The 12,254-nt window shown below is 49.9% G+C and carries 8 protein-coding genes; 4 read left to right on the forward strand and 4 right to left on the reverse strand.

Features of this window, described 5'->3' with window-relative positions; genetic code table 11:
- The first annotated feature begins 67 nt into the window (after positions 1–67).
- From H567_RS0104260 to H567_RS28385, 4 genes are all read left to right on the forward strand, one after another.
- Positions 68–1,003, forward strand: a complete 936-nt coding sequence (locus H567_RS0104260) for a glycosyltransferase family 2 protein (RefSeq protein ID WP_028320450.1) — start codon at positions 68–70, stop codon at positions 1,001–1,003.
- A gap of 172 nt (positions 1,004–1,175) precedes the next feature.
- Positions 1,176–1,805, forward strand: coding sequence for a class I SAM-dependent methyltransferase (locus H567_RS27725; protein ID WP_084516870.1), 630 nt, complete (start codon positions 1,176–1,178; stop codon positions 1,803–1,805).
- Positions 1,802–2,713, forward strand: coding sequence for a lysylphosphatidylglycerol synthase domain-containing protein (locus H567_RS0104270; RefSeq protein ID WP_028320452.1), 912 nt, complete (start codon positions 1,802–1,804; stop codon positions 2,711–2,713). The genes H567_RS27725 and H567_RS0104270 overlap by 4 nt, the downstream gene beginning before the upstream one ends.
- Positions 2,714–4,079: 1,366 nt before the next feature.
- Positions 4,080–6,278: a hypothetical protein gene (locus tag H567_RS28385; protein WP_153306048.1), complete on the forward strand. Its 2,199-nt coding sequence runs from the start codon at positions 4,080–4,082 to the stop codon at positions 6,276–6,278.
- A gap of 144 nt (positions 6,279–6,422) precedes the next feature.
- Here H567_RS28385 and H567_RS0104285 read toward each other — a convergent pair whose 3' ends face one another.
- From H567_RS0104285 to H567_RS26915, 4 genes are all read right to left on the reverse strand, one after another.
- The gene (locus H567_RS0104285; RefSeq protein ID WP_028320454.1) at positions 6,423–7,124 is read right to left on the reverse strand and encodes a glycosyltransferase family 2 protein; all 702 of its coding nucleotides are present in this window, start codon (positions 7,122–7,124) and stop codon (positions 6,423–6,425) included.
- A 177-nt stretch (positions 7,125–7,301) separates the two neighbouring features.
- The gene (locus tag H567_RS0104290; RefSeq protein ID WP_028320455.1) at positions 7,302–7,823 is read right to left on the reverse strand and encodes a hypothetical protein; all 522 of its coding nucleotides are present in this window, start codon (positions 7,821–7,823) and stop codon (positions 7,302–7,304) included.
- A 78-nt stretch (positions 7,824–7,901) separates the two neighbouring features.
- Entirely contained in the window at positions 7,902–8,870 is a 969-nt protein-coding gene (locus H567_RS0104295; protein ID WP_028320456.1) for a GDP-mannose 4,6-dehydratase, read from the reverse strand.
- A 1-nt stretch (position 8,871) separates the two neighbouring features.
- Positions 8,872–12,132, reverse strand: coding sequence for a glycosyltransferase (locus H567_RS26915; RefSeq protein WP_051184477.1), 3,261 nt, complete (start codon positions 12,130–12,132; stop codon positions 8,872–8,874).
- Positions 12,133–12,254 lie beyond the last annotated feature (122 nt).

A 12,254-nucleotide genomic window follows, 5' to 3' on the forward strand; every position in this document is an offset into this window, starting at 1 on the left:
CGAAACCTGCATCCGAAGGCTGAGTCAGCCTGTGGGTGCCTTTGGCTGGGTGCCCCGAAACCTTCCCATGATGATTTCATTTGTCATCCCCGTTTTCAACGAGGAAAAGAGCCTCCGTGAACTATACACCCGTATCTCTGAACATATTTCGGAAACGGGCCATGAGTGGGAAATTGTTTTCATAGACGACGGCAGCAACGACCGCTCTTTTTCGATTATCCAATCCCTTTGCGAAGAGAATCCAAGGGTCAAAGGGATTAAATTCCGGCGCAATTTCGGCAAATCCACCGCTCTGCACGAAGGCTTCAGGATTGCGGGGGGTGAAGTGGTCTTCACGATGGATGCCGACCTGCAGGACGATCCGAAAGAGATCCCGCGATTTCTGGTCAAGCTCGACGAAGGCTATGACCTCGTCTCAGGATGGAAGGAACAACGCAAGGACCCGGTTCTATCCAAAAACCTGCCGTCCAAACTGTTTAATTTCATGATCTCGAAATTTTCGGGTCTTGCCCTCCACGATTACAATTGCGGGTTCAAGGCATACCGCTCCGTCCTGGTGAAGCGGCTTACACTCTACGGTGATTTGCACCGGTATATCCCGGCCATCGCTCACGCCATGGGCTTCAGAGTGGCCGAAATCCCCGTAGAACATCACGCACGGCCCTACGGCCGCTCGAAGTACGGCCTCGAGCGTTTTTTTCACGGCCTCTTCGATTTCATCACCATCGTATTTCTGACCCGTTTTCTGAGCCGCCCCATGCATTTCTTCGGTGCCCTTGGTCTAACACTTTTCATGTCAGGCATGTTTATCTGCCTCTATCTGACGCTCCTTTGGGCAGCCGGAGAACCCATAGGCGGAAGGCCTCTTTTGAACCTTGGCGTTCTGTTGCTTATTCTTGGCGTGCAAAGCATCTCCATCGGCTTGATTGGTGAAATGATCACGTTCGGCCATCAATCGCACTCTTCATCAGACGTAGTAGAACGTATTCTCAATGCTTCCTAGGGCGTATCTGCGATTCTCGCAATACCTCTCTCCTTATATATGCTTTTACAACAGATTTATATATTGATACCCTGTAGTTCCAAATTGATATCTTTTCCCGGCGGACAAATTCGATCAGAAAGCATACTCAGTATGTAATCAGAGGTAATCCAATCCATCTCCAATCAGGACAATGAACGTAAAACGAAATAATCTGCAAAAATATACCAATAAAAATCCTATTCAAAAGTTTCTTTTGGACAGGTTTTTTGATCGAATTACCTTTGAACTATCGCTTATTTCGTTCGATCGCGTTTTGGAATTCGGTTGCGGGGAGGGATATTTCCTTGCTGAAATGCGCAAACGATCCGCGTATTTTCAGCCCCAATCCTTTCTGGGCGTGGATATACGCAAAGAAGCCATAACCTACGCCTCCGAACTCAATCCGGGATATAGGTTCCTGCACCGCAATATCCTTGTTCATCCCCTAACAAGTTTTCGTCCCGATTTAGTCATTGCTTCTGAGGTCCTGGAACACATTCCGTCACCTGCCTTCTGTCTTACGCAGCTGAAACAACTTGAGAGCCGCTATTTCCTTCTCACCGTACCCTGGGAACCATGGTTTCGCCTGCTCAATTTCTTACGCGGCAGAGACGTTTCGAGGTTGGGCAACCACCCAGAACATGTCAACACATGGACACATAAAGGATTTATCCGTTTCATCAGCAGGCATCTCAAGATTCTTCACGCAACTACAAGCTTTCCGTTCACGATTGTCATCGCATCGCAAAATTACCCTGTATCCCGTCCTTCGCATACATGAACAAAAAACTCCTCAATCTCTTAGGTTATATCGCCACCGTTGCCCTCTTATCCTGGATCCTCTATCGCTTTCATGATCAAACAGACTGGTCTCTTGTCCTCAAACTATTCCAGCATCCATTTCTAACGTCCGTCCATTTTCTGCTCCTTTTGGGAACATTTGCCTTTTTTGTCCTTGGATGGCATTTCCTCCTCACCACGCGACGGCTGCAATGCACCTTTTGGAAAGCCGCAGCCATATGGCTCATCCCCAACCTGGGCAAATACATCCCCGGCAGAGTGTTTCTCCCGATGGCCCGAACTGAACTCCTCTTTCGAAATGGAGTCACCAGAGGGCATGCGCTCGCTTATTTCATGCTTGAGCAGTCTTTCACCGTCATGGGGGCCTTGCCCTTTGCCCTCATGCCAGCCGTCTTCTTCCTCAAGCGGGAAAGTCCGGTCGTCCTTCTCTTATGCGTATCGGCGACTCTCCTCTTCCTCTTTCTGGCGGCCCGTCCCAATTTAATCATTTACTCACTAAACATGGCGCTACGCCTTCTCAAGCGTCCTCCTCTGGACCCGGACTTTGCTCGAATCCCTACCCTACGCCTCACCCTCCTGTATTCCCTTGGTTGGTTCAGCTACGGCCTCTCAGGCCTCGTCCTCGCCTCCAGCCTCGAATTGCAATTCGACACCTCGGCCTTTGCACTTCCCTGCGCCCTCATCGCAGCCTGGCTCATAGGCTTCCTTTCCATCTTTACCCCAGGAGGCTTGGGTATCCGTGAAACCGCCACGGTCGCCCTCCTCGCCCCCTTCTTACCCGGACCCGAGGCCCTCATCCTGGCTTTGGTCCTACGCTTTTCATGGACACTCATGGAGGTCTTAGGAGTAGCCTTGGGGATTCTTCTTTACCGCAAAATCCACACATGAAACCCTTTCCAGACTCCATAATTTTCCATCCCCGCGCCCGCCTTCTTTCCTTTTACGTTTTGTTTAGCCTCAAGGGATCTCCCCTTTTACTAACAACATGCTCCGAAGAATTCCTTTCAGTGATCTTGAGACAAATATAATATTTTATTGGCAACTTCCGCATCTATCATCCAATTCCTACATTTATATATAAAAATATGCCTCTCTTTGCTTACGATTTTCTTAACAGTCCCCATCAAATCCCTCTTCCTCCTCATCTACCCTTAAAAACCAAACAGTATAAACAGAAACAAATCAAATCTTGATTTAAACATAAAATTAATGCAAACGTACCCATCCAAACGCCACCGACACCATAAATGATTTAACTCACCATTCGCTTACTTTCCACAACATACAAACTCGCAGCGAGTCATCCAATAGACTTATTATCATAAAACCTAAAAATAAAAAAACTTATCGATTAAATCGCATAAATCAATATCGCAATACCAACCTTTCAAAAACATAAATTAGCAATTAGCTAATAGGTGTCTCTCTTATAAGACATTCTATTAGAAGTAAGCATCCCCAGCAGAAACTCCCTGCACGCAATTTTATGCAGCGAAAATTGCCGCATTCCTGATACCTCTAATCATTTTTCTACTTACACATAGATATTTCGAAAATATTTAAAAAACAAATATAAACTACTTTTCACTTCTCAAACTTTATGTTATATTCTACACATTTTCAATACCAACACGACAAGGCACATATGCTAAACAGTATGTAGTTATGCATTCAATATATATAATTGCATGAAATATTCCATTTTGTTCAACAAACTAATTTTCCCGCTGGTGAGACAATGTATCTACTTAGCCTACATTATGCTATTGCAATATACATTTTATGGTATTTTATGGGAATTGGCCTGTCCATATCACTACAAAAAAAATTCCCACATATACATCACTTTCCTTTTATTTTCTCACCCGTACTCGGTGCAGCATTAATTATAATAGTTACAGAAAATCTTTCCTACTTTGGGATAGGGTGCAAGGTTTCATCTTGGGCATGCCTAGCACTCTCAATCGCAATTTTCATATATGTAATTTTATTCAAGAATTATAAGTTGACTTTCTCTCTGTCGAAACATAAAGCCGTAATATTCCTACTTGCAACAACCTTCACACTAGTAATATTTCATAACATTCTCTTCCTAGGGGCTGGAGACTTCGTATACCCCCATAGCGTTGACAACTTCTACCATGTCTCTAACGCGTCCTATGCTGCTGACTTAACGACATACCAAGAAAATCAAAATGCATTCATTAACGGCTACCATAACGCAATAAATGTTTACAAATACTATGGAACACGAATGGGTTTAGAATTTCTTCTTGCCTTTAATTCCACTCTTCTTTTTTCAGATCCTTTTTATGTGTTTCATGGAACAGCATTCGCAATTTATTTTATCATATTTTTGATCGCTATGACTATTCCAATCTCAATGGGTTCAACCGCTCCAATAACAACTATCATTAAAGGAATTCTATTAAGTACTGCAGCATGTTACACGTCGGTATTTCTTGGTGGATACTATCCTAATAGCGCGGGGCTTCTCTTCGCAATACCAATGATTTATTTAGTTTGCAATTTCCATCATCAGTTTAATTATGTGATACTTTTTGCCAGCAGTTCATTGTTTACATTGATAGTCAGTTGCTATCCCGAATATTTACCACTAATTTCTTACATTATCGTCAGTTATATAATAATAATTTTTTTCAAATTGTCACTTTATAAACAATGCTATTTTAAAAATATTATTTTTATACTTACTACAGTCGTTATAGCTGTAGCAATAGACTTACCTGCATACGGCCGCCTTTTTAAGGTATTTTACAATAGGCTTGGCATACTTAGCGGAAGCATCTCTCATGGTGGCGATGTGGTCATTGGCAAAAATGTCTTTGCTGATCTTGCCACTTTACTTACTGGATGGAACCTTACTAATCCCATTTTGATTTATTCTCTACTCTTTGTTTTCATCCTTTTACTATATATTAATGCGAAATTTGCTGCAAGCGATCACGATTACCATTACGGAATATTGATGCTTGTGTCTGTCATCTGCTTCACATTTTTAAGTATGCAATATTTTCGTTACATAGGATATTCTTATGGAATTAAGAAGACATTACTTCTGTCATGTCCTTTTATATTTATGTTTTTTCCAATTTCTCTAAATTTTTCACATAAATTCAATTTATTTTTTCAATTTATCAACATCGTCTTGGCTGTTATTTTGATTATCAATAATGGGTTTTTCATACGCAGACAAAACCAGAAGATTTTTAATACCACAACTATTAATGATATCGCTCTTTCAGGCGACATTGGCGGACTATCTGAAGTTCTGGAGGGAAATGCGACTACCCCTAAGAGGACCATTGGGGCTTGTATTCCATTTGATATTCCAGCTATGTGGGCTTCATATTGGCTCTCACGCGAGAAAATAAACATTGAACATTTAGTTATGCCTCGCTATTTTAAGCTCTGGGGTGTGCACTCAGCAGACAATTTACGCGAATACAATATCGTTCCTAGATATGGATGCGATATTATTAATCATTGCACATCCGGATCCGTTGTCTGGGGCAACGAAAATTATAAACTTATTAAATCAGCACCTTTTCTCGTGACACTTGGAAATGGTTGGTCTTGGCTACACCTCGAGAGAAAAGACACACCATATCGGTGGACTGAAAACGAATTCAGCATAATAGTAGCGTCCACTGTTCATGATAAAATTCAATTAAAATTTGACTGTCTTGTTCCAATTCGTGGAACTCTAACTGCCACTTTTTGTGGCAAAAAAATTTATGAAAAATCATTTGCTAATGAATCAAAAGAATCGATTAGCATATCCGATTTTAATTTGACTCCTGGCGTTCATGAAATTGCATTTTCTTACAAATCCCTTTCTGGCAGCAAAAATGGCCGTCCCAAATATAGAAGCGGAATATGTGTTCAAACGGTCAATTACTTCGGACGTACTAAGAGATGTGATTTTTCTGAAGCCCTACCGCCAAATTCGCTGCGGGTGATGCCCATTCAATCCAAGAAAATTAATGATATTGTTATAAATTATAATCAACTTGCTGAGAAATGCTATTTTGATGACAGTATTCTTGTGAAGAATGGCTCTTCATACGTTACTTTAGCTGATGGCTGGTATAAAACTGAAATATTAGATACTAACGATGTTGTACGTTGGATGAAGCCTAAGGGAAATTTAATTGTTGAAGCTTTTCAAGATGTCGATTTAGTTTTCGAAATTTCTATTCTATATGGAGTGAAGGGCAAACTTAATCTTTTTATTGGAGAACAATTTGTCGAGCAGAAAGACCTTGATGGTACGAATCAGAAAATCGTGTTTAATCCTATACCATTTAAAGAAGGGCGTCACAAAATCAGTTTTATAATTCATGATAAAGGCGTAATGCCATATGTTACCGATAATAGATCTCTGAGTATTCTCGTTACAGAGATTGCAGTTAGTGAGATATTGCCTTAGAAATGATTATTTTTTAAAGACTTATACCACTACAGATCAATAGCATTGAGCCTATTGTATGTATTGGCTTGGAGGTTCAGTCGAACATTGCGATGAATGAGGAAAACGGTTTTTTAATCGCATATGAATCTCGGCGGTTTGAGCCTATTGCCAGAGATTGTACTTCAGGATGCAGTAGACCGTGCGCACCCCGTCGCGCCAATTGATCTTCTTGCCTTCCCGGTAGCTGCGCCCGGAGTAGGATATTCCCACCTCGTAAATCCGCAACCCCTCGCGCTTCCATTTTCTGGACAGTTTGGCCGTAATCTCCGGTTCGAAGCCGAAGCGGTCCTCCTCGATGCGGATGCCCTGAATCACTTCCCTGCGAAAAACCTTGTAGCAGGTCTCCATGTCGGTCAGAGCCATACCCGTAAACATGTTCGAAAGGAGGGTCAGGAGACCATTGCCCAGGCGATGCCAGAAATGGACCACCCTGTGGGGGCCGTCCGAGAGAAAGCGGGAGCCATAGACCACATCGGCGCGTTGATCCAGAATGGGTTGAAGCAGTCTCGGGTATTCCTGCGGGTCGTACTCCAGATCGGCATCTTGAATGATGATCACATCTCCGGTCGCGGCGGCGATGCCGGTCCGGATAGCCGCTCCTTTGCCTGAATTTCGGTCATGATAGATGACCTTGTCGACCCGCGCTGCAATGCCGCGCTGGAGCTTTTCGCGCGTCCCGTCGGTCGAAAAATCATCCACGACGATCACTTCTTTGTCGTGAACGGGTGAATGATCGACAGCGCTGAGGATCTCTTCAATGGTGGAGGACTCGTTGTAGCAGGGAACGATAATGGACACCTTCATCATGCCGCCCCTTTTCGTCGGAGTGCCGCCTTCATTTGCCCCCAAGGCGGCAAAAGGATGCATACGGCCGCCGCGAAAAGCGTCCGCCTCTGACTTTTATACGGATAGAATAGGCCCGGGATACTTAAAAATAGGCCATCCGGAAAGGAGGTTCCGGATGGCCGACTTTGCCGTTGGTTATTCGATCATCATCGGGATATCCAGACCTTCAGCACCCTTGGCGGAAAACCAGGCCACCGCCTCCTGCAGCATCGAGACGTGAAGCACATGCACACCTCTCGCATCGGGGGCCTTGATCTCGAGCGCGAGTTCCGCCGATTCGCCAGGCCTCAGATCCTCCGTCAAGAGAGCGTACCCTTCCTCGGGGAGCTGCTTCCCTTGGGCTGACACCCAATAAGCGCCCAGACGGATGCGGTTTCCGACATCCTCCGGCGAGACGCCCTTTGCGGGCCAAACCTGCTCTGAAGCATTTTTTACGCGGACGATCAGGGGGACAACCGCCCCCGCGGCCGCCTTTTTGGGGGCCTCCCCGACCACGGCAAGCTCCTGCGCGAAGGTTGTCATGACATGGGGAAGCACCGCTGCCGGAGCAGTTTGCCGGGTTTTCGATGCGGGCTCCTCTTTCCCATCGCTGCAGCCCGTCATGGAAGCACCGATCGACAGCAAGAAAACGACAAAAATGACACTGGCACGGGACATGGTTACTCCTAGCGAACAACGTGGTACAATCCGTTGAAAACATTTTTCGCCGATTCGAATGAACCTTTTCTTGGTCATCTATTCTTCTTCCGAGGCCTCTCGTTCAAGATCCGCCTCAACCATCATGCGGATCAACTCCTCAAAGGACACCTCTCTTTCCCAGGCCAACTCCCTGCGGGCCTTCGATGGGTCAGCCAAGAGGGGCCGCGTTTCGAGCGGCCGGTAAATGCTCTGATCCGAGCGCACATGTCTGCGCCAATCCAGTCCGACCGCCTCAAAGGCGATTTCGAGCACATCGGTGATGCTCTTGAGCGTGCCGGATCCGATGACATAGTCCGCCGGGCTCTCGGCCTGAAGCATCAACCACATGGCCCTGACCGTGTCTCCGGCGTAGCTCCAGTCCCTTCGGGCATGAATATTGCCCAGTACGAGATCTTTGCACCTTCCGCGTGAAATGCAGGCTGCGGCCTGGGTGATCTTGCGGGTCACAAACCGGGGGTCTCTGCGCGGCGACTCGTGGTTGTAAAGGATGCCCGTGCAGGCGAACAACCCGAAGTGTTCGCGGTAGTTGCGTACGAGGTGCGCGGCGAACACCTTCGCAGAGGCATAGGGGTTGTCGGGGCGGAACGGCGTCTTCTCGTTCTGAGGGGAGCCGAAAGGATCATGGCCGAACATTTCACTGCTTCCAGCCTGGAAAAACCGGGCCGTGGGCAGATTGGTCCGGATCAGCTCCAGGATCTGCCCTGGAGCGGCGCCATTCACACGGCCGACAAGGCCGGGCTGTTCCCAGGAAAGCGGAATGAAGCTGATCCCGGCCAGGTTGTAGATCTCCGCCGGCCGCACCTCCTCCAGGACGCGCGCCATGAAGACTTCGTCGGAGATGTCCCCCTGCATCAACACCACGTCATCGCGCAGCGATTCGAGGGCCGTCTGCGTCAAATCCTGAGGCAGAAGCACCCCCCAAATATCGTACTCCTTCTCTCTCAGGAGGCGGGTCAGATAATACCCGTCCTGTCCACCTATCCCCAGGATGAGTGCTCGTTTCAATTCAAATCCGCCTCGTCCCGCCAGACGCTTCCACCAGACGAGGCATAGCGGCAAGCGCATCGAGCCACCCATCCAAACGGGGCAGCACGGCCTCCCAGGCGTAGCGTTTCTCCACCCATTGCCTCGCGTTTCGTGCCATGGCGAGGGCGATCTCGTGGTTACGAATCAACTTCACGATGGCCTCAGCCAAGTCCTCGTCACTCTCCCTGATCAGCAGATGGACCCCGTTCTCCACCTCCAGCGCCTCGGCGGCGATGGGGGAGCAGACGAGGGGCATCCCCGCGCTCATGGCCTCGAGCACCTTGTACTTCGTGCCGGACCCTGAAAGAAGAGGAACGCATCCGACCGCCGCGGCCGTCAAATAAGGGCGCACATCCTCCACCCTGCCCGTGACCAGAACCCGCCTCCCGTCGCCGGCTTCCATCAGATCCGGGCCGGGTGACTGCCCCACGACCCAAAGGCGGGCTTCCGGAAGTTCCTTCCAAACAAGGGGCATGATCCGCCTGATCAACCGCCAGGCGGCCTCTCGATTGGGCGGATAGGTGAAACTGCCGGTGTAGACGATCTCAGGGTGTTCCAGCAAAGCCGTTCGTTCATGATACCGGAAATAGGAAGGGTCCACCCCGTTGTCCACCACAAGGACCCGCTCTTCGGGGAATTCATACTCTTCGATGAAGATCTTTTTGTCAAGGTCGCTCACCGCAATGATGCCGTCATACAGGCCCAGGTTCTCCTGCTCGAAGCGCTTCGCGCGCTGCGCCTCCCAAGCGGCGGCCAAGCGCCTGATCCCCCGCTGGGATTCTGCCAGCCGGCGCATTCGGACGCCCTCTACATCATAGGAACCCATAATAAGTCTGGTCTTCAAAGGCTTCACATCGAGGGCCATCGCCACAGGGTTGCTCTGAGGGCTCACGAAAAGGAAATCAGGCTGGTTTTCGGAGAGGGCGGCCTGCAGCACAGGGGCGATCTGCGTATGGACCCGCGGAAAGCGCTCATGGACATCGTAGTGGTAGCGCATAGCACAGACGGGAATCTGCCTGCCCCGGAGAAAGCTGGCTGTGGAGCCCCAAAGGGTGCGCTGATCTTCAACCGCATGGCTCCCGACGAACAACCGCTCCACAAAAGGCTCCAAAGCAGGCGTACGCCCGTCATCGCCTCCTTCGTAGAGAGCGAAAAACGCGACCGTGCTGAAGCCCAACAGGTGCCTCAGAATGTGGAAGTCCCTTATTTCACCGCCGGAGTGACCCGGGTAGCGCGGAAACTGAAATGAGCAGAAAAAGGATCGGTATCGCATGGCGCCCCGTTCAGGCAGGGGCCAGGCGTCGTCGCTGCGCCCTGGCAGCGAAAGCTCCATTGCGCCGGGGCAGGGCGGCGCAACACTGCACCCCGAACCCGCGCCGCTGCCAGTGCCCGTTGCCCCCGACCCATTCAGCGCCTGCGGCTTCGGCCTCAGGAAACGCCATTTCTCAGGGTTCCCGATGTGCATACTGATCGAGAGCCCCGCCCAAAACTTCACCCAGGAGTATCTGAAACCCTGGGGCAACCCAGCGTACTTGCGCTGCATGAAATGAGCCAGGAAGTCCTGAAGGGTGGCACGGTACTCAGGCGTTCCGATGGACGGCCACCATGGGCGGCTGAACCGGTACAGCTCGATCTCGAAATTCCCCCAGTCACTGGTCTTCGCCTTTGAATGGATGCGATAGAAGGCCAGGACCTTTTCGATCTTCCGGATCTTCGCAACCTGCATAAAACGCCAAAAAAGCTCGAAGTCGAAAATGAAATGATAGCTCTCGTCCAGCGATCCGCAACGCTCCAACAGATGCCGTCGAAAGAACACCGTCGGCTGAGGGACGGCGTGAACATACTTCCAGTAGGCGGGAACCAGTTCACGCGGCTGCATCCGGCCGTAGTACACCCCCGTCTTCTGGTGCCCGTGATCGGCAAGAAAGATCTGATCGTGTTCGTCGATATAGAGCGCATTCGCGTAGATCAGGTCTAGTTCCGGATCCTCCGCGAAGGCCTTTCCAACCTCCCACAAGGCCCCGGCAGACAGGCAATCGTCTGAATTCAGCCAGCCGACAATCTCTCCGGTGACGTGGGCGAACCCCTTGTTGATAGCCTGGGCAGGCCCGGCGTCCGGCTCCGATACCCAGTGGGAAAGGCGGTCTTCATAGGACCGGATGATCTCCTGGCTCCCATCGGTTGAATCGCCGTCGATGACGATCATTTCCAGCTGGGGATACCCTTGCCCGCAGAGGCTGTCGAGGGTACGACCCAGGAATTCCGCCTGATTGTAGGAAGGTGTCACGACGCTGATGGCAGGCAGACGGTCTTCGGACAATCCGACGGGAGAAGATGGGACGCCGGCCCCTGGGAAAGGAAGGTAGCAGATGTCCCCTGGGTCTCCCTTTTCAGGAAAGCCGTCCCGGTTGCCGTAACAGGCTGCAAAATGGTCGCCGATGGCCCCCATCATCTCGAAGCATCGGGGGCGAAGGCGCTCGAGGCAGGCATCGTTCCCTGCATCGAGCAGGGTCTCGAGGAAATAGAACAGGGCGCCCGGCGTCACGTCCTTTCGGCTGTGCACCCGGGCGAGATCGAGGATCTCGATCGCACGCCGCATCTTTCCGCTGGCCGTCTTGGTCTCGCCGTATTCCCGGCTGACCGAGAGGAATTCGTTGATCGCAACAGCCGGGCGATCGCGGGCGATCCTGACGATGATATCCCAATCCATACAATACTGGAGGCTCTCGTCGAGCCCACCGGCCTCCTCCCAGGCCCTGCGCAGGAAGAAAGTAGACGGCTGCAGGATGTAATCGAGGCCCTCGATGAGCGCCTGCCGATTCAGGGCCACGTGGCGGGGACAGAAAGGGGTGTAACGGTCTTCGCTCTGGCTGTAGCGCAAGCCGTTCCCGACATACAAACCGTAGCCCGGATGTTTCAGGTATACGCGCGCTACCGTCCACAACGCATCCATCCAGTAGCAGTCATCCGAATTCAACCAGGCGATCAGCTCCCCGCTGCAGTATCGGGCACCGATGTTTATCGCCTCTGTTTGGCCGTTATCCGGCTCGCTTCGCCAAAAGGTCAATCGGGGCGCGAAGCGCTGAATGATTTCCACGCTGTCATCGGAAGACCCCCCGTCCATGACCACGACCTCCAATGCGGGATAGCCCTGGTTGAAAATGCTTTCCAGGGTTTGCCCGAGAAACCGCCCTTGATTGAACGAGGGGACCACGATGCTGATTTTAGGCAGGTTGAACATTTTCGTCCTTAACCGTCGGCACAATTTTCTCCACAAGCCCAACCAGGTTCGTGCATGAGCCCCGGCTCGACTCGTGCTCATCCGGAAATGATGATCTGTTCACACCCCTCGGGTGCTCAGTC

It is taken from the genome of Desulfatiglans anilini DSM 4660, assembly GCF_000422285.1.
Lineage (GTDB): Bacteria > Desulfobacterota > DSM-4660 > Desulfatiglandales > Desulfatiglandaceae > Desulfatiglans > Desulfatiglans anilini.